General features: G+C 46.7%; 17 protein-coding genes. 6 read left to right on the top strand and 11 right to left on the bottom strand.

What is annotated here, in order from left to right:
• From ACLQ6D_RS05330 to ACLQ6D_RS05295, 8 genes are all read right to left on the bottom strand, one after another.
• On the bottom strand, nucleotides 1-702 hold a 702-nt coding region (locus ACLQ6D_RS05330), incomplete at its 3' end, for a peptidase (protein ID WP_411726249.1).
• 16 nt (nucleotides 703-718) lie between these two features.
• The gene (locus ACLQ6D_RS05325; RefSeq protein WP_411726248.1) at nucleotides 719-1390 is read right to left on the bottom strand and encodes a transglutaminase-like domain-containing protein; all 672 of its coding nucleotides are present in this window, start codon (nucleotides 1388-1390) and stop codon (nucleotides 719-721) included.
• Between the two features lie 277 nt (nucleotides 1391-1667).
• Entirely contained in the window at nucleotides 1668-2090 is a 423-nt protein-coding gene (locus tag ACLQ6D_RS05320) for a hypothetical protein (protein ID WP_411726247.1), read from the bottom strand.
• An 85-nt stretch (nucleotides 2091-2175) separates the two neighbouring features.
• Nucleotides 2176-2364 carry a hypothetical protein gene (locus ACLQ6D_RS05315; RefSeq protein WP_411726246.1) on the bottom strand — a complete coding sequence of 63 codons (189 nt, stop codon included), beginning with the start codon at nucleotides 2362-2364 and terminating at the stop codon, nucleotides 2176-2178.
• A 108-nt stretch (nucleotides 2365-2472) separates the two neighbouring features.
• Nucleotides 2473-3402, bottom strand: a complete 930-nt coding sequence (locus ACLQ6D_RS05310; RefSeq protein ID WP_411726245.1) for a transglutaminase family protein — start codon at nucleotides 3400-3402, stop codon at nucleotides 2473-2475.
• Complete coding sequence (locus ACLQ6D_RS05305; protein WP_411726244.1) at nucleotides 3399-5969, bottom strand: circularly permuted type 2 ATP-grasp protein; 2571 nt, start codon at nucleotides 5967-5969, stop codon at nucleotides 3399-3401. The genes ACLQ6D_RS05310 and ACLQ6D_RS05305 overlap by 4 nt, the downstream gene beginning before the upstream one ends.
• Nucleotides 5970-6070: 101 nt before the next feature.
• Nucleotides 6071-7375 carry a citrate synthase gene (locus tag ACLQ6D_RS05300; protein ID WP_411726243.1) on the bottom strand — a complete coding sequence of 435 codons (1305 nt, stop codon included), beginning with the start codon at nucleotides 7373-7375 and terminating at the stop codon, nucleotides 6071-6073.
• A gap of 93 nt (nucleotides 7376-7468) precedes the next feature.
• A complete protein-coding gene (locus tag ACLQ6D_RS05295) occupies nucleotides 7469-10867 on the bottom strand; it encodes a DUF2126 domain-containing protein (RefSeq protein ID WP_411726242.1) in 3399 nt (1132 codons plus the stop codon).
• Nucleotides 10868-11600: 733 nt separating this feature from the next.
• Between ACLQ6D_RS05295 and ACLQ6D_RS05290 the strand changes: the two genes are divergently transcribed.
• From ACLQ6D_RS05290 to ACLQ6D_RS05270, 5 genes are all read left to right on the top strand, one after another.
• Nucleotides 11601-12323, top strand: coding sequence for a DUF1566 domain-containing protein (locus ACLQ6D_RS05290; protein WP_411726241.1), 723 nt, complete (start codon nucleotides 11601-11603; stop codon nucleotides 12321-12323).
• A gap of 191 nt (nucleotides 12324-12514) precedes the next feature.
• Nucleotides 12515-12715, top strand: a complete 201-nt coding sequence (locus ACLQ6D_RS05285; protein ID WP_411726240.1) for a type II toxin-antitoxin system VapB family antitoxin — start codon at nucleotides 12515-12517, stop codon at nucleotides 12713-12715.
• Between the two features lie 93 nt (nucleotides 12716-12808).
• Nucleotides 12809-13102: a PIN domain-containing protein gene (locus ACLQ6D_RS05280; RefSeq protein WP_411726250.1), complete on the top strand. Its 294-nt coding sequence runs from the start codon at nucleotides 12809-12811 to the stop codon at nucleotides 13100-13102.
• Between the two features lie 102 nt (nucleotides 13103-13204).
• Complete coding sequence (gene glk / locus ACLQ6D_RS05275) at nucleotides 13205-14176, top strand: glucokinase (protein WP_411726239.1); 972 nt, start codon at nucleotides 13205-13207, stop codon at nucleotides 14174-14176.
• A 216-nt stretch (nucleotides 14177-14392) separates the two neighbouring features.
• Nucleotides 14393-16717, top strand: a complete 2325-nt coding sequence (locus ACLQ6D_RS05270) for an NADP-dependent malic enzyme (RefSeq protein WP_411726238.1) — start codon at nucleotides 14393-14395, stop codon at nucleotides 16715-16717.
• Nucleotides 16718-16972: 255 nt separating this feature from the next.
• On the opposite strand, the gene ACLQ6D_RS05265 is transcribed toward ACLQ6D_RS05270, so the two are convergent.
• Nucleotides 16973-17128, bottom strand: coding sequence for a hypothetical protein (locus ACLQ6D_RS05265; RefSeq protein ID WP_411726237.1), 156 nt, complete (start codon nucleotides 17126-17128; stop codon nucleotides 16973-16975).
• A 67-nt stretch (nucleotides 17129-17195) separates the two neighbouring features.
• Between ACLQ6D_RS05265 and ACLQ6D_RS05260 the strand changes: the two genes are divergently transcribed.
• The gene (locus tag ACLQ6D_RS05260; RefSeq protein WP_411726236.1) at nucleotides 17196-17411 is read left to right on the top strand and encodes a DUF2905 domain-containing protein; all 216 of its coding nucleotides are present in this window, start codon (nucleotides 17196-17198) and stop codon (nucleotides 17409-17411) included.
• A gap of 203 nt (nucleotides 17412-17614) precedes the next feature.
• On the opposite strand, the gene ACLQ6D_RS05255 is transcribed toward ACLQ6D_RS05260, so the two are convergent.
• The gene (locus ACLQ6D_RS05255) at nucleotides 17615-17767 is read right to left on the bottom strand and encodes a hypothetical protein (RefSeq protein ID WP_411726235.1); all 153 of its coding nucleotides are present in this window, start codon (nucleotides 17765-17767) and stop codon (nucleotides 17615-17617) included.
• Nucleotides 17768-17894: 127 nt separating this feature from the next.
• Nucleotides 17895-19346: a DUF2235 domain-containing protein gene (locus ACLQ6D_RS05250; RefSeq protein WP_411726234.1), complete on the bottom strand. Its 1452-nt coding sequence runs from the start codon at nucleotides 19344-19346 to the stop codon at nucleotides 17895-17897.
• Nucleotides 19347-19375 lie beyond the last annotated feature (29 nt).

Raw genomic sequence — 19375 nt, 5'->3', positions numbered from 1 at the left:
TGCAACCGCTTCGCGCAGCTTCGCTTCCCAACTACGCCTTAGTTGCTGCAAATAATTATCGTCGTCGTCAAAACAATAATATTCATCAAAACTAAAGCTGTCTTTGCGGTAAATCAGCATTTCTACTGGCGGCCCGACACTGGCATTACTGCGTATGGTAGAGTCCATTGACACCAGGCAACAACGTGCGGCTTCGTCTATTGAAGTGTTCAATTTAAGAAACCGATCCAGTATGGGCTTGCCGTATTTACTTTCACCAATTTGTAAAAAAGGGGTATTAGCAGAACTTGTTATGCTGTTGCCTTCCGCATAAACCATATAAGCCCCATGCGGCTCAGTGCCAATTTGCCCGGCTAAAATAAAACTTGCAGATGGGTGAAAGGCGGATTGTCCTTCGGTATCCATATGCTGTTTTTGTTTTTCCAGGCTCACATGCCCTAAATAGGAGGCTGCTTCGGATAAGCATTCCACGGTATTCAAGTTGGTCTGGGCGTTCTTGATTTTATCGCGGTGCAATTGCTCTAAAACGGCTTGAGTCGTTGCAAGGTTCCCTGCGCACAGCAAAACAATTTTACGGTCATTAGCGGTAGCAAACGCATGCATTTTGCCATGGGTGCTGACATTATCAATACCGGCATTGGTTCTTGAATCAGAAACCAGAATAAGTCCTTCGTTGATAGAAGCTGCAATACAATAAGACATGAACGTTTAGTTGTTGTTATCGCTTTATGAAGGTTGAATTATCCAGTAAATCAACTCGAACGTCCATACTGTTCATTAGACAGCCTGAACCGAACTGATGAAATACGGAAACATCCGCAGCATCGCGTCCAAAAGCAATAATCACTCTGCTGCCACGTAAGTCACTTTGTGTGGGGTCGAATGTATACCAGCGATCGCCAACATAGGCCTCAAACCAGGCATGCAAATCCATAGGTTGCAGATTATGCAGGTAACCGACGACCAATCGCGCGGGTATGCTGATGCTGCGGCAGAGCGCTATGGCGAGTTGAGCAAGGTCTCTACACACGCCATTGCCACGATTATGTACTTCAACAGCTGAGAGTGGAAATTCACTGGAGCCCGGTAAATATTGTATAGAATTGCGAACCCAATCAGTAATTTTGCTGACTTGATCGTAACCCGGCAGGGCATCGAAGGTTATTTCTCTGGCAAGATCTCCAAATCGGTCAGATTCACAATAACGGCTGGGTAACAGAAAAGGCAGCACTTCGTTAGAAAGATGTTGAATTTCAACGAAATATGCCCCCGGTGCAACATCAACACTGTCAGTAACCATGACCTCAGCCGAGGTTTGGATCGAAAAATTTCCGACAGGTGCAAGAAGATGCTGACACGAATTGCCAAAGCTGTCGGTACTTTCTATCAACCGTATAGCAGGATATATAGTATAAACCTCGCGGTTAATCCATTGCTGACTACCTCTGAATGGGCGCAGCATTAAAATTAAAACGCTCGTTTCAACTATCTGGAAACGGAGATTACAACTAACCCTCAATTTCATGTGGATAGGCCCTGTGTAAATAACCCATGATTGCTTTAAATAAGCTGTTTTCTGGTATTAATATTTAGGTGGCGGTTTCGCGTTAGCGTAATCCGACAACTATTGCTAACCCGACAATCTATATTTTCCACAATGAAACGCTTCAAACATCGAGCGTATCAATTTCTCTATAAGCATGGTTTAGCCAGATTTTAACCCGTTGTCTTTCCAATAAACCCAAGGCATTGAGGCTATCGGCATCTTTGTTTATTGCCGCCCAAAAACTGTAGCTGTTACTGTCAATCTTGGTCATTACCGGCGCATGAAGACGTTTTAGCGTAATGACCCTGGCATTCAAATCCAACGCCCAGTCATTGGCACCCGAAAATTCCGGGATATTAAAGTTATCGTCACGAAGCTGGTTCTGCACCAGGACATAATTAAGCCGGGAGCCGAATTGGTCGAGCAATTTGCTCAGCAAATCCACACAATCCTTACCTGAATCCATGACATTCCAATAGCAGATAGAAATTCCCAGCTCTTCCGCCAATTCCAGTACGCCCGATTCTTCTATCCACAACGCCAATGGATAATGGGTTTGTGCAGCAAGATCAACCCAGAATGCGATGTTCCGGCTGTGCTGAAGCAGTCTCTATAATGGTATCCAGGCTTTAGTAATTGTCGATAACTGTAGGTGAGGCATAGCCGCTGTAAAAGTGCAGCAGCGAACCATGGGATCTATCGGTATCAAAACCGATAAAGGGTATTTCATGGTCAATCATGTATTGCGCAAGTAGACGCGCAACAACAGATTTGCCCACGCCGCCTTTTTCGCCGCCGATCAGATGAATAGAAACCATACAAACTCCATTAAGTTAAAAATTGATTTAATGAGGTGAAAGGCGCAAGGCAAAAGGCGAAAAAACCAATCTTTAAACAGGCCGCCCTTTAGCCTTTAGCCTTGTGCCTTATTCCACCCTCAATACATCCACCGATACCGACAGCGTATGCTGACCGCCGCCATAAGCAATGCCTTTAAGCGGCGTCACATCGGAATAATCACGTCCCCAAGCCAACGTGATATGCTGGTCTAGTGGCACGGTATTATTGGTTGGATCAAAATCCAGCCAGCCAATACTGGGAATGTACACTGAAAACCAGGCATGTGAGGCATCTGCACCTACCAGCCGCTGTGTGCCAGGTTCAGGCAAAGTTTCAACATAACCGCTGATGTAGCGTACGGCTATTCCGTATGCACGCAAACAACCAATGGCCAGATGCGCAAAATCCTGACAGACGCCTCGACGAAAGCTAAGAACTTCGGATAAAGGGGTGGCAATCGTGGTAAATGTCGGATCATAGGTGAAGTCTTGGTAAATACGCACCATTAAATCATGCACGACATCCACCAGCGGTCGATTGGGCAGGAATGAACTTTGTGCGTAGTCGGCAAGTTCAGGTGTAATGGTCACCATTGGCGAGTCAAGGACGTATTGCCGGGCATCCAGTATTTCGAGACCCTGATCCTGCATTTGGCTTTGGCCTTGCTGGCCCTGTGACTGGCCTTGCCAAGGTGCTTCTTGTAACAGGCTGCGCACCTGCTCCCAGGTCATCGGGTTAAACAAATCCAGCGTGTTTTGTTTGGGAAAGATTGTCACTTCGCTGATGGCGGTGACCATGAGTTCAGTGTGGGGTTGTTGAATAGCAAAATAGGTCACACGGTTGCCTAAAAAATCGACCCGCTCACGAAAATCCATAGGTATCGGCCTAATGTCAAAGCGGTTGTTGTCACAGTGTTGACGCCAGAAATTGCGTGGCAGTAATCTGGCTTCATTTTGGCATAGCCCAACCGATTGGCTGTAATGATAGTGTGTGGTGTGAGTAATTCGGTATTTCACAGGTCATCCTCGGACGCTTTTATTATCATAAGCTGTGAAGCCTGAGAGTGGCTAAAATAGGACTCTGAGATAACTTCTGCAATTCGCCATAACAAACCGGCAGTACTCGATAGAACATGCTCCAAATTAGCATAGACACCTTCATTTTCATTAACTTGGGTTAATTCAAGTGCACTGCATAGGCGTAGGCCTGTGTGAGCTTTTAAGATTAGACGCTCCTCTTCGCTTAGGTGGCTTTGGTTTTTTCCTCGCGGCAAAGCACTCATATGGATAGATAACTGGTGCAGTTGGTAGGCAACCGAGCGGGGATGAGTTTCATCAAGTAACAATAATTCCAGCACCATTGGCAACTGGATAAAGGCCCGGTAACGGCGCTGGTAAATGGTTAAGCTGTCAGTTGAAACCAAGACAGCCTCAAGCACCTGATTTTGCAAAGCATCCTCGTGCCGTAGCGCCAATGTTGAGCGTAGCAAGGCAATAAGCGCCAGCGCACGTTCCAGCCGTCGCCCGCTGTCCAACATCAACCAAGCTGCTTCACGTGTCATATTCTCATTGGTTAAGCCGGTAAATGCGACGATGCCGGTAATCAGGTCATCCAGATGAATCTGTAACTGTTCGGCATTGATTTCATTATTGATGACCCGTTGCTGCCATCGGCGTCGAATATTATCGACACTGCGCCAGGTATCGTGTGACCACAAGTCGCGAATGTTGAATGCTGCTTGCACAAAGGCATGGATATTCGCCGTCAGGGAACCCCTGCGATGGCTGTCTTTTGCCAGTGATAGCAGCTCGGCCTCCGGTGTTTTCAAGAGTTGTGCATCGCCTTTTACAAAACCCGGATAAGTGCCGGTGACCTGGGTCAGGGTGCGCAGTAAAACCGTTAGGCATCCATTGTCAACGGGATCTTTGAATTCAAATGTTTCCCTTAATTTTAGCAATACGGTCCGCAACAGCCGGGTTGACGCTTCAATGCGCTCCAGTTGCCGACCCACCCAAAATAGATTGTCGGCAGCGTGGCTGGTCAGTGGTTCGGTGACCGCATCATTCAGTTGATTACGGACGGGTTGGGGCCATGAACTGGCCGACATACTAGGTTCAGAAGCCAATACCCAGGTGTCCTTACTGATTCCGCCTGCCTGGTTGGAAACGATAAAATTATCTTTTTGGCGGGCAACACGGGTAAGCCCTCCTGGCATCACCACATAACCGTCCCCACTGGCGACGGCAAAGTTGCGTAAAACGGCATTGCGCGGTTCGATATGATTGTCGATAAATGCCGGTAGTGTGGAGAAACTGATTTGTTCCTGGCCTACGAACAAGTGTGGTTTAGCTAAAATTTGGCTGCGTAGATGTTCTTTTTCTGTACTGCTTAAAACGCCGACAAATATGGCATGATTACCCAGGCTACGATTAATGGGCTTAATGACCAGGCTATCAAGATTTTGCAGGACAAAATCGCGCTCACGACGCTGGCCGCACCACCAGGTCGCCACCGAGGACAGCTTAAGTTCCTGATTTAAAAAATACTGGGCTAATCTGGGCAAAAATGCCAGCAAGCCGGGATTTTCCAGAATACTGCTGCCTAAAGGATTGGCAACCGCGACATTGCCGCGCCGGACAATTTCCAGTAGTCCTGCCACACCCAGCTGCGAGTCACTGCGGAATTCCAAAGGATCGCAGAAAGAATCATCAACGCGGCGTAAAATAACATCGACAGCTTGCAGTCCCGACAATGATTTAAGCCATACACGACCGTCACGTACCGTCAGGTCCCCTCCCTGGGACAGGGTAAAACCAAGATGAGCCGCTAAATAGGCATGTTCAAAATAAGTTTCATTGAGTGGCCCCGGCGTGAGTATGACTATACGGGGATCTTCTTTATTATGCGGCGCAATCTCAGCGAGTCCCTTACCCATCGCCTTAAAGAAACCGGATAAGCGATGCACCTGTGTTTCACGCAAAATATCAGGCAGGACCCGCGTCATCACTGTCCGGTTTTCTAAGGCATATCCCGAACCGGAAGGCGCCTGGGTACGGTCATCCAGTACCCACATACGCCCGTTGGGGCCACGGGCAAGATTCGCTGAATAAAGTGTCAGATGTCGCTGCTGGTTTTGCAATGCATCGGCACAGGGATGCAAAAAACCATCATGACCAAAAATCAAGTCACTAGGCAACAAGCCTTTTTTCAGCAGGCTTTGTTTGCCATAAATGTCTTTAAGGATCAGGTTAAGCAGTTCAGCCCGTTGCTTAAGGCCTGCTTCAATAACCAGCCATTCTTCGCTGCTAATCAATAAGGGGACAGGATCAAGCAGCCAGGGCCGGGTCAGTTTTTGCGCATCTCCATAAACATTGTAGGTAACACCGTTTTCACGCAATAAGCGTTGGGCTTCATGGCGACGTAGCTCAAGTTTCTCACTGCCCATGGCTTCAAGCGCCCCCATAAAGCGCTCCCAATAAGGTAACGCTTTATTTTCAGTCGCGTACATCTCATCGTAGATGCCGAGTTGGGTTGCGTAATATTGCGTGCCAATATCGTTGGCTGGGCTGTTGGCATCAGGCACGAGTTATTCCAATTTTTTGTTCATTGTCAGCTTGTTAAACCTTCACCGGCAGAAAGGGGTGTGAGACACCGAAAAATTGCCTATCACGCCGCAGTTGCTTTTCATGTCCGATTGTCAATGTCCTGATAATGGCGCAATGGTTCCCCGACATAAATCTGGCGGGGCCGGTAAATAGTGACCGTTTCACCATGAATCATTTCGCGCCAATGCGCTAACCATCCGGGCATACGGCCAATGGCAAACAAAACGGTAAACATATTAGTGGGTATCCCGGCGGCGCGGAGGATCAAGCCAGAGTAAAAATCGACATTGGGATACAGTTTTCTGGAAATGAAGTAGTCGTCTTTCAACGCGATTTCTTCCAAACGCCGGGCAATATCGAATAACGGGTCTGAAATGCCGGGTTTGTTCAACAATTTGTCGCAATGCTTTTTTAATACCATGGCGCGTGGGTCGAAATTCTTATAAACCCGATGGCCAAAACCCATCAGGCGGCTAGCTAAATTCTTGTCTTTGGCCTGATTAATAAACTCGATGCCATCACCCCCTTCGGCGTTTATCTGCTCAAGCATCTGTATCACTTGTTGATTAGCACCGCCGTGTCTAGGCCCCCATAGCGCGGAAATACCCGCCGAAGCAACGGCATAAACATTGGCCAGACTGGAACCTGCGGTACGGACCGAAGACGTGCTACAGTTTTGTTCATGGTCGGCATGGAGGATCAGAAACATATCAATAGCCCGCACAATATCTTCATCCAATTGATAATCACGCACTGGGGACGCAAACATCATCGTGAGAAAGTTACGCACATATTTAAGTTTGTAGGAAGGATAAACCAGTGGTTCACCAATGGATTTTTTATAAGAAAATGCCGCGATGGTGCGCACCTGGGAAATCAGGTTGGCAACAATTTGGACTTCGGTTGCTTCGTCGAGATGATCGGGAACCGGATAAAATGTGGATAAGGATGCAACCATAGTGGCAAGAATGCCCATAGGGTGAGAACCACGAGGGAAACCGTTAAAAAAATGGTGCATGTCTTCATGAATAATTGATGATTCATTAAGATGGGTTAAAAATTGCGATAATTGCCCGTTGTTTGGTAACTCACCATGCAGCAATAAATAGGCTACTTCGGTAAAACGGGAGTTTTCGGCCAGTTCTTCAATAGGATAGCCGCGATAATGGAGGATGCCTTTTTCTCCATCGATATAGGTAATGGCGCTTTCACAAGCCCCAGTATTTCCATACCCGTCATCTAGTGTCACATAGCCAGTCTGGCTGCGTAGCTTGGTGATATCAATCGCTTTCTCGCCCTCAACACCTTCGTAAGTCGGCAATGAGTAAGTTTTATTATCCAGTGCCAATGTTGCCGGGGTCAGCAGTTTTAATTTATCGGTCATTTGTATCAATCTCCAAAATTAAAGCGTAGAGAGGCAGGATGGGTAGCACTATTCTGCCTCTGCAAAACTATGCGGATAAATCTGCACCTACAATTAACGATTCTGATGACGTAAATCCAGGGTAAACGGATATTCTTCACTTAACTCTTCAGCAGGCGGAGCCATAGCCCTGGGCGCTGCATCCGTAATGTTAAATCTTTCCAGCAGCGGTTTATCTGAAGCTGCAACTAGAGTCATGGCCAGCGGTGGGCGAATGATAACCCCCGGCGTATGCCCGTAATCCCAAAAACGTGTCATGCGCCGGGTTTCTGCGGCGTAATCATTAACGGGGAAATCATCGTAGCTACGGCCACCAGGATGGGCGACATAATAGGTGCAGCCCCCCACTGAATGGCCATTCCAGCTATCGATTATGTCAAAAATCAGTGGGGTATGTGGCGCAATTGTGGGATGTAATGCCGAAGGCGGTTGCCATGCCCGATAACGCACACCGGCAACAAATTCACCTTTACGTCCGGTGTTGCGCATGGGCAAGCGCCTGCCGTTACAACTTATGACATAACGTCCCTCGGTATATCCGGTCACCAATACCTGCAGACGCTCAACCGATGAGTCTACATAACGCGCAGTGCCGGTACTGCTGACCTCTTCACCCAATACATGCCAGGGTTCAATCGCAAAACGCAGTTCCATATCGATACCGTCAACCAGGGTATTGCCGTAACGGGGGAAACGGAATTCGAAAAACGGATCCAGCCATTCCATTTCAAAACTGAAACCAGCCCGCTGTAAGTCTTTGGTCACCTGTTTCATATCTTCGCGGACATAATGCGGCAGCATAAAACGGTCATGCAGTTCAGTTCCCCAGCGCACCAGATCGTGCTTGTACGGCTCACGCCAGAACCAGGCAATCAGGGAGCGCAATAATAGCGTTTGTACCAGCGACATGCGTGCATGGGGGGGCATTTCAAAGGATCGCAGTTCGAGAATGCCGAGCCTTCCGGTTGAACTGTCAGGCGAGTAGAGTTTATCAATGCAGAACTCAGAACGATGAGTGTTACCGGTTATGTCAGTCAGCAAATGGCGCAGCAAGCGATCAACCAGCCAAGGTTCGGGGACTTCGCCTTCAGGTATTTGTTGAAAGGCGATTTCCAGCTCATAGAGTTTTTCATCCTGGCCTTCATCGACACGCGGCGCTTGACTGGTAGGGCCGATAAACATGCCTGAAAACAAATAAGACAAGCCGGGGTGATGCTGCCAGTAAGTAATCAGGCTGCGCAGTAAATCAGGCCGGCGCAGCAAGGGGCTGTCGGCCGGCATTTCCGCACCCATAGTGATATGGTTGCCGCCCCCAGTACCGGTATGCCGACCATCCTGCATGAATTTTTCGGTGCCCAGCCTAGTTTGGTGCGCCTGTTCATAAAGAATGGTGGTTTTTTCCACCAATTCCTGCCAGGTTTTGGATGGATGGATGTTCACTTCAATCACGCCGGGATCCGGCGTGACCATTAATCGTTCAATGCGGTAATCGCGAGGCGGCTCATAACCCTCCAACACGACGGGCATCGCCAGGCTTTCGGCAGTGGCTTCAATAGTCGCGACCAGATCAAGATAATGTTCCAGCAATGTCAACGGCGGCATGAAGATGTAAAGCCGACCTTCCCTGGCCTCGACACACAGCGCGGTATGCGGCACTTCGATCTCTATGGCGTCATCATCCCCTGATTCCTGTTCAATAACGTCTGGATGGTCAATGGTTTTGGTTTCGATGTGGCTGTAGCGGCGTGTCACCTCACCATAATAATCTTCCAATTCCGGCAAGTCCGCAAACAGGCTTTGTGGTTCCTGGGTATCACGTTTATCAGGCGCAACCCAGGGCAGGCTGGCTAACGGTAAACGCATACCCATGGGTGAGTTGCCTGGAATCAGGAACATCGCGCCGCGTCGGAAATTCCAGGGGCCACTTTTCCAGCATTGACCTAACCAATTCCACTTAATCGGTAAAGTAAAACCCACAGGCTGATCTAAACCCGTATCCAATAATTTGGTTAAGGTCTTGCGTTCTATCGGGTCGTTTAGATTGCTTTTTAAAGGATTAATATTTTCGGGCAAGCTGCCTTCTTGCCAGAGATAATAAAACCTATCTTCAAAAGCCATGGTTATATATCGGGTTTGAATACCTAAACGCTGGCTTAGCTGCTGAATAAATTTTTGCGCCTGTTTGACTGTATGACCATAATCTTTGGTAATATCGGCAAGCAACGCCGGATTACGCCAGACTGATGTGCCATCCTTACGCCAAAAAAAGCCATATTGCCAACGTGGCAAAGGTTCGCCCGGATACCATTTACCTTGTCCATAATGCAGCATTGCCCCTTTTGTAAACACATCGCGTAAGCGTATGGTCAATTGTTGTGCGCGTTCACGCTTATTTGCACCATCAGCGTGCGTGTTCCATTCAGCGCCTTCCATATCATCAATAGAAACAAAGGTAGGTTCACCGCCCATTGTCAGCCGGACATCTTCCTCAGACAACTGTTTGTCAACCGCCTGCCCCAGCGCATCAATGTGAAACCACTGTTCATCGGTATAAGGCTTGGTGACACGAGGGTCTTCGTGCAAGCGTTCCACGGCATTGCTGAATCCAAATTTCACTTCACATTCATCAATGCCGCCGGTAACAGGAGCGGCACTGGCCGGATCGGGCGTGCAAGCCAGTGGAATATGTCCCTCGCCCGCCAATAATCCCGAGGTGGGATCAAGCCCTATCCAGCCTGCCCCGGGTATGTAAACTTCCGCCCACGCATGTAAATCGGTGAAATCGTGCTCAGGGCCTGATGGCCCGTCTAGCGCCTTTATATCGGCAGTCAATTGTACCAGGTAACCGGATACGAAACGGGCGGCCAGCCCAAGATGACGGAGTATCTGCACCAATAACCATGCCGAATCCCGGCAGGAACCACTGCGTTTTCTCAGCGTCTCTTCACAGCTTTGTATGCCAACTTCCATGCGAATGTTATAGCCGATGGCCGCAAAAACCTTGCGATTGATATCGACCAGAAAATCATTGATAGGCCGCTTGCCGGTATCGAAATCTTTTACCCAATGTTTTAATAAAAGACCTTTTTCAGCTATTTCAAGATAGGGTTGCAGTTCCTTGAGCGTTAGTGGATCGTAGTTGAATGGATAGTTCTCGGCATAATCCTCGACAAAAAAATCAAAGGGATTAAGCACTGTCATATCGGCGATGACCTCAACCTCAACGCTGAGTTTCCGGCATTTTCCAGGAAACACCACGCGCGCCAGAATATTGCCAAACGGGTCTTGTTGCCAGTTGATAAAATGATTTTTCGGCTCAATGCGTAACGTATAAGCCTTGATCGGAGTTCGGCTATGTACCGCCGGACGTAACCGGAATACATGCGGCGACAGGGATACAGCCCTATCGAAGTTATATGTCGTTTTGTGACGAATGGCGACACGAATAGTCATAATATCTCTTCCTCGCCCGATGGTTAGTTTGGCTTTTTGCAGCAACCGCTTCGTTTCAGTAAACTGCCTCCAATTACGAAAGCATGAATCGTTCCAATTTAAGCAATCTTCATATTTCAAAACTTATCAACGCACCGTTAAAACAATTCGGCAGTTTAAAATTTGCATGGCCTCGGTTCATACTTACATTGGCATAATAACTGCTATTTTTAATAAGTTCTAAATAACCCTAGAAAGCCGGGAAGTTGATGAGGTGTTACTCCTCATGTTTGGTGGCTCTTAAGTTAGCCAGGCAGGTACGCTGTGCGTACCATTTAACCGCCCTTAGCCTCCGAGAAGGTATGCACAGTGTACCCTACTTGGCTACAATATACTTATCGGTTCTTCAGTTATGGCGATGCGATATTTTTTTAAGCCGCTGATTTTATGAAAAATGGTGGGCGGTTTTGCGTAGTAAACCGCCAAACTCATGTGCTTGAAAATAATCCCTTGAAATTTTTAATGTGCGTGTATAAACTGAAAACGGCAGTTAAAAATACTAAAAGTTAATCCTACTGGAAATTCTGTTTTTTGGCATTCCATATACCTTACTTTATTGATAATTACCTGAATGTTGAGTAAGGTGTAAGCGTTCCGTAAGTTTGCGGGAGTGTTTCAGCTCCTCAACTTTAGCGCTTTACACGCTAGTTGCTCAATTTATTTTATGCGCGTTACTAAGCAAGATTGGGGCAACATGAAACAATTTAACTTTATGAGAGCGGTAGGGTTTGCAGTGGTTTTTGCAGTGACACTATTGGGCATGACAACGAAGGCTGAAGCGCATGCGGGAAACACTTCCGCTAGTGTTATTCATGCCTGCAGGGGTAATGTGTTGGGCGTGACCCGAATTGTGGGCGTAAACGGGACATGTAGGAAACCTGAAAGTGCCGTGCACTGGGCCATAGCAAGTCCCGCAGGTGCAACAGGTGCAACAGGCCCAGCAGGCACGCCAGCTCCCGTTCATGCCATAGGCGATGTATATGGTGGTGGGATAGTATTTGATGTTGATGATGAAGGGCAACATGGTTTAATTGCCGCCACAGCCGACCAAGATGGAGGAGCAGGCATACAATGGTACAACGGCAGTTTTACAGTTACCAACGCAGTGAGAGACGGTGCTAATGCCGGACACTATAATACCGAGCGTATTATCATTGACCAGGGTGCGGGAAGTTATGCCGCTCAACTCTGTGCAAATTATCAGGGCGGCTATGGCGACTGGTATCTACCCTCAAAAGCTGAGTTAAATTTATTATATGAGCAAAAAGACGTTGTGGGTGGTTTTGCTGTTAATGGCTACTGGAGTTCTACGGAGAACGGCAGCCCCCTCGCGTGGTTCCACGACTTCGCCAATGGCTTCCAGAGCACCAACGATAAGCTCAAGTCCTTCAAAGTGCGTGGTGTTCGGGCTTTTTAACTATTTAGCCATTTAACTATTTTTTTTCCGGCGCAGGCGGGGCGTTTTTTTCCATAGTTCCCACGCTCCAGCGTGGGAATTCGTCCAGCAACGCTCCTGCGTTGTGTGACGCTAGAGCGTCACAAGCGGCATTTCTACGCCAGAGCGTGGGAACGATGCAGAGATAAAAGGCTATTTTTAGGAGATCTGCCATGCAAAAAACCGTTAATATTGATGATCAGCAGTTAAAAAACTTGATGTTTCACACGCATTCTGAAAACGAATCCGAGGCTATTAATAAAGCTATCCAAGCCTATTTGCAGCAGGCAAAACAACAGCAAGATTTATTGGCGTTGCGTGGACAAGTTGATATTGCGGATAACTGGCAAGTATTGCGAATTGGAAATCAATAAATGAGTGCAGGCTTGGTTTTAGTTGACAGTTGCGCCTGGATAGATTTTTTACGTTACCAAGAAGGTGAGTTGGGAAATTAAGTTGCTGTTTTAATAGAAAATAAACAAGTAGCTATTACAGGCGTGATCATTGCCGAATTGCTACAAGGCGTTAAAACTGAAAAACAGCAACAACAGATTAATCTTTTGATAAATTCGGTAACGTCTTTCCCAAAACAAAAATTTGATTGGGTAAATTCCGGATTGCTATTGCAAAAACTTAGAAGCCAAGGGATTACTTTGCCTTTAACTGATGCTTTAATTGCTGTTATTGCTCAACGTCATCAAGCAAAAGTATTGACGATTGATAAACATTTTCAACATTTAGCGGTTGAGTTATATGTTTAACACCGTTCTGTTCACGAACGGCACTGGATCACGCCACCGTTGCCTTGATACACCTATTGGACAATAATAACAAACAGATACCTCAAAAAAAGGAGGTCGAATATGATCTTGGCGGGTGACATAGGCGGAACCAAGACAGTCTTAACGCTACTAGCCAAAGAGACTGACGGTCTTGCAACCTGCATTCAGGAACAAACCTTCGCAAGTCACGACTTCGTTGAATTTGATGAAATTTTGGATAGGTTTCTGCCATCGGGCATTAACATTGCTTCCGCCTGTTTTGGCATAGCCGGCCCAGTCGTGAACCAACGTTGTCAAATGACTAACCTGTCGTGGTTGCTGGATGCCACAAAACTTAAAAATAATTTGGGAACAGGCCAGGTAAAACTCCTGAATGACTTGGAGGCCATGGCTCTAGGCATGTTACATTTGCCCGAACACGATCTGGTCGAGTTAAATCCCAATGCAACTGCTCAAGCAGGCAACATCGCAGTCATCGCCGCTGGAACGGGCCTAGGCGAAGCTATCCTGTATTGGGATGGCAGCAAACATTATCCAATGGCTACCGAAGGCGGTCACTGTGATTTCGCCCCGCAAAACGTGCAACAGGACAAGCTATTGGCATATCTTAGAAAATTGTACCCTGATCATGTCAGTTGTGAACGCATCATATCGGGTATCGGTTTCAGCCACCTGTATGATTTTCTCTGTGACCAGGGCGTTGCTCCGCCTTGCCCTGATGTTCCTGATGTCAATAGCGGCATTGACAGGAATGCGGTCATTTCCCGATTGGGTACTGTAGGCCAAGATCCTTTATGTGCAGAAGCAGTCAGGCTTTTTGTTGAACTCTATGGTGCTGAAACAGGGAATTTGGCATTAAAGTCACTTGCCACGGGCGGGATTTTTATCGGCGGGGGCATAGGCCCAAAAATATTACCTGCTATGCAGGAAGGTAAATTTATGCACGCTTTTAAAGCTAAAGGCCGTTTTCTCCCTTTGCTCGATAAAATCCCGATAAAATTGTCATTAAACCCACGCACACCTTTAATTGGAGCTATTCACTATTTTGATTAAGGTGTGGCAGGAGCAGGACTAAAACACTTTCGACAGAAGTTTTACCTGTTTAATTTTAAAGTCGAACCTGTCAGCCTATGGAATCAAATTTTCAGATTATTCAGACCCATTTATTTGAAGTAAGCCATTACCATTTAACGAAAAACCTGTGCAGGGCCGGTTTCGGCGAAAATCATCAGAACTTTACTAAGCAACCCATAAGGAATGCTACGCAGTATGACATCACCCATTGATACCAAACTAAACTATCTGTCATTACGCGAAGCTGCCCTCGAATATCACCAGTTTCCGACACCCGGCAAAATTAGTGTTACGCCCACCAAGCATTTATCCAATCAGCGCGATCTGGCGTTAGCCTATTCGCCTGGGGTAGCGGCGGCATGTGATGAAATCGTTAGCGATGCGGCCAACGTATTCAAATACACCGCGCGTGGCAATCTGGTTGGCATCGTAACCAATGGGTCGGCGGTACTGGGTTTGGGTAACATTGGCCCCTTAGCCGCTAAGCCGGTCATGGAAGGCAAGGCGGTATTGTTTAAAAAATTTGCGGGTATCGATGTGTTTGATCTTGAGATTAACGAACCCGACCCTGACAAATTGTGCGACCTAATCGCCGCTTTAGAACCCACCTTTGGTGGCATCAATTTGGAAGATATTAAGGCCCCGGAATGCTTTTATATCGAACGCAAACTCAGCGAACGCATGAACATACCAGTGTTCCATGATGATCAGCATGGTACGGCCATCATCGTCGCAGCGGCGCTGTTAAATGGCTTGAAAGTGGTCGGTAAAGAACTCCAGCACTGTAAATTGGTGGTGTCAGGTGCCGGTGCAGCCGCATTGGCCTGTTTAAATTTAATCGTGGATCTTGGGTTTCCAATCAAGAATATTTTTGTCACGGATCTGTCCGGTGTTGTCTATCAAGGCCGCATAGAATTAATGGATCCCGATAAGGCCCGTTTCGCGCAAGCAACTGATGCCCGCAGTTTAGCGGAAGTGATAACCGGCGCTGATATTTTTCTGGGTTTGTCGGCCGGTGGCGTGTTAAAGCAAGACATGGTTAAACGCATGGCCGATCTACCCTTAATCTTTGCCTTAGCCAATCCTACCCCTGAAATACTGCCTGAAGAAATCAAGGCCGTCAGGGACGATGCGATTGTCGCGACCGGTCGTTCCGATTATCCCAATCAGGTCAATAATGTTTTATGTTTCCCCTACATCTTCAGGGGTGCGCTGGATTGCGGAGCGACCACAGTTAACTTGGCGATGAAAATGGCCGCGGTTCAAGCTATAGCGGATTTAGCGCAGGCAGAACAATCTGATATTGTGGCGGAAACCTATGGGGCTGACAATTTGTCGTTTGGTCCAGACTACCTTATTCCGAAGCCGTTCGATCCAAGGCTGATGACCAAAATTGCGCCTGCCATCGCAGAAGCTGCACAAACCTCCGGTGTTGCGACGCGCCCGATTCAAGATATGCAGGCCTATATCGAGCATCTTCAACAATTTGCCTATCACAGTGGTACATTTATGCGGCCCATTTTCCATGTGACCAAGCATGTTTCAGATGCCAAAAAACGCATTGTATTTGCAGAGGGAGAAGATGAACGCGTGCTGCGAGCGCTCCAAATCATTGTCGATGAGAAAATTGCCAACCCGATCTTGGTAGGTCGTCCGGCTATTCTGGAGCAACGTATTAAAAAGTTCGGTTTACGGCTTAGCGCCGGCATTGATTTTCAGATTGTCAATCCTGAATTTGATGAACGATACCGGGATTACTGGCAGAGTTATTTGCACATGACCATACGTAGAGGTGTAACCGAACAATACGCCAAACTGGAAATGCGTCGTAGGCATACCCTGATTGGTGCCATGATGGTCCATAAAGGTGATGCCGATGGCATGATATGCGGCACCTTCGGTACTCCCGGCCTACACCTGCATTATATTAACCATGTGCTTGGCAAGCGAACCGGGGTTAATGTCTATGCCGCCATGAACGTATTGATTTTAACCGATCGGCAGATTGCATTGGTGGATACCCACATCAATGAAAATCCCAATGCGGAGCAACTGGCCGAAATAACCTTGTTAGCCGCCGAACAGTTGCGACGCTTCGGCTTAATCCCACGAGTTGCATTGCTATCCCATTCCAATTTTGGCTCTGGCAACACTGAATCTGCCCAAAAAATGCGGGACACCCTCGCCATCATTCAGGCGCAAGCCCCCGATTTGGAGATTGACGGTGAAATGCACGGTGATACGGCATTGAATTTTGACATATTGAAACAGATGATGCCGGACTCGCCCTTACAAGGCAGTGCCAATCTACTGGTTTTACCCAATATTGACGCCGCCAACATCGCTTACAATCTCCTCAAAGTTGCGGCCGGAAATGGTATCGCCATCGGTCCGGTCTTGCTCGGTTGCGCAAGACCGGTGCATATTCTTACGCAATCTGCCACCGTGCGTCGAATTGTGAATTTAACGGCATTGTGTGTTGTGGATGCTGTTGAGAATAGCCCAGGTGTCATCAAGTAATAAAGATGCATACCGGAACCAGTCATTGAAAAATTGAATTAAATTGTAGGTTTCGGTCAATACCCGTTCATTCGAGACACAATTGCCAATTGCAGGCTATCAGTTTACTGTTGCCCGTTTCATCCTGAATAAAAATCAAGCGGACTTTATCAATCTTTATTGGAAATGGAAGTAGTGTCGTATTTCTTTGTCCGCCATATCCTATCGATCTATACTCTATTTAAGTAAAAACGCATAACTGATTTAAAACCTGAATTAAAGAGCTTGATAAGCAACTGAAGAAAAAAAGTGCGTCATACCCGCCGGGAAGCGGGTATCCAGCGCCATGGATGGTAATCTAAAACCGTCCATGGAGTCTGGATTCCGGCAATCCCTGCCGGAATGACGAGCTTTGGGAATAGTTAATATCATCAGACAATATGAGATTAGGCAGGATTGCCCATATTATGACGGTTAAATTCACTAACGGGGAAAGGTTGTGACAACAGGTAAAATTATTACAGTTCTTGGGGTTGTGTTGGTCATTATCGGGCTTGCGGTCAGTTATGCGCCTTGGCTAATTAACTGGTTTGGCAAGTTGCCCGGTGATATTCGTATTCAGAATAAAAACAGTTTTGTGTTCATCCCGATTGTATCAATGTTAATCGTGAGCATTATCTTTACGTTGATTATCAATTTATTTTTTCGGAAGTAAGAGCAGATGTAGATGGGTAGAGCGCAGCGAAACCCATCACAACAAAGCCAAATAGCCCAACATGCTAAGACGGAGTGTCCTGTCATCCCATCCAAATGAATAACTGATGTTACGCAGCGACTCTAAGAATTAATAACTTACAAAGCAAAAAAGTGTCGTAAGTCATTGATAAGTAAAAATGAATAACTGATTTAAAATCTGAATTAGAGGACGCGATTAGCAACTGAAGCAAAAAAGTGCGTCATACCCGCCGGGAAGCGGGTATCCAGTGCCAGGGACGGCAAGCTCCGAGCCATCCATGGAGTCTGGATTCCGGCAATCCCTGCCGGAATGACGGCTTTTAAAAACAGTTGCACGCTATTACTTAGTTCGTTATCGGTGCGTAACATCAGTGAATAAGGCAGAAAAGCTTACTCACTGCTATAAAACACACCACGCAGCAGTCCTTTGTTGCCAAGGTTTGTCGGGCAAAGCTATAAATGCTTACTTTAATAATTTCTCCAAATCAGAACGAAGTTTTGACCAAAACCCTGCGAAGATGCCCTCCATATTTTTACGGACGAAGTAGCCGCATCCGTAAATCGCTGCACCAACAACCACAAATATTTTGTGATGCCAGAATAGCGAGTACAACTTGTCCAGTAAACCGTCAGGTGAAACTAGGATTTTAAGTGTGCCGAATACTCCAACATCAGGATTGGCGAGATCGTCTCGCACTAACCAGTACAAGGTAATCGCCGAATAAACCAATAATACGATATAGATTATCCGACGCTGCGCGATGGATGTAGCACCTTGAGCCATTAAGGAGGGGGGGGTCAAATTACCAATTGCATTATTTACTAGCTTGGCAATAGCTTCAGATTTTTTATGGTTTCCATGGTCGTCAACAACTTCAAAGGTGTTAGGTATATTCACTGGGGCATAACCAAAAATCCCCTGGGCAATACGTTCAAAAGCACACTCATGGATTTTAGGGATTTTAACCGAGTTTTCATCACAATATTTGGTGATGTTTCTTGGCAGGTAGCGGTAAAAAGTCCCAATACCGGCGCGGCCATCGTGCATTTTGTCAAAAATGTATTTTCTATCTTTAACAAAATTTACATCGTACTCGGTAAATTTAAGTCCAGCATCTTCCGCTTTTCTCATCATCCAATCCAACGCGACCAATGACAAGCCTTGCTGTGGGCGACCACCACCAACGTCGCCATGCGAGCCGGGAAACCAGACTTGTTCGATACGCGCATCGTTTACCCACAGTAAGGGGTGATATGACTGGCGCTCTTCATCAATAGCAAGTGCATGGTATGCTTTTTTGACGTGTTGATTTAGAATTTGATCTGGAAATTTGAAACGGAATATAAAATAATTCCAAAAGTCCGTCGCTTCGTCGACAGGCAATCCTACTGCGTCTACGGTATCCCACACGCCCATGAATTCAATTGAGGGTGGGGACTCACAAACCTTAAATTCTTTCTCAAGCGGTTTATAAAGGAGTTTTTCAAGAACTGCCAATTTTTTTGAGCGGTAATTTTGATAACTTTGAAAGACCGCTTTGTCGAGCAAGTCGTCATCCCAATAGACGTTATTATCCAGAATACCTTGACTACAGATAAAACCAGCCAAGGTTCTTACCGTGAAAGCACCCCGGCTAAAACCGAACATGTAAATCTTGTCCCCAGGTTTATAGCTTTGCACTAATTCTTTATACAGATGCCTTACATTGCGAGCCAATCCCCAGCCAAATGCACCACCCAGTAGTTTTAAAGGTTTAAATTCTTGGGTACCTACACCGTCATCATAAAATGCCACTTGCTTGGGTTTAGACGAATTAAAATCAATGGCTTCATATAATTTATAGACGTTGGTGCCCCGGTTTTTAATATTGGAACTGGCGGTACCATCAGAAAGCAAAATAATATTCTTAGACATATAACCCTCCTTGGGGGTTTTGTAGACTT

It is taken from the genome of Methyloglobulus sp., from assembly GCF_046714055.1.
Lineage (GTDB): Bacteria > Pseudomonadota > Gammaproteobacteria > Methylococcales > Methylomonadaceae > Methyloglobulus.
This window is presented reverse-complemented; position numbering and strand designations above follow the sequence as displayed.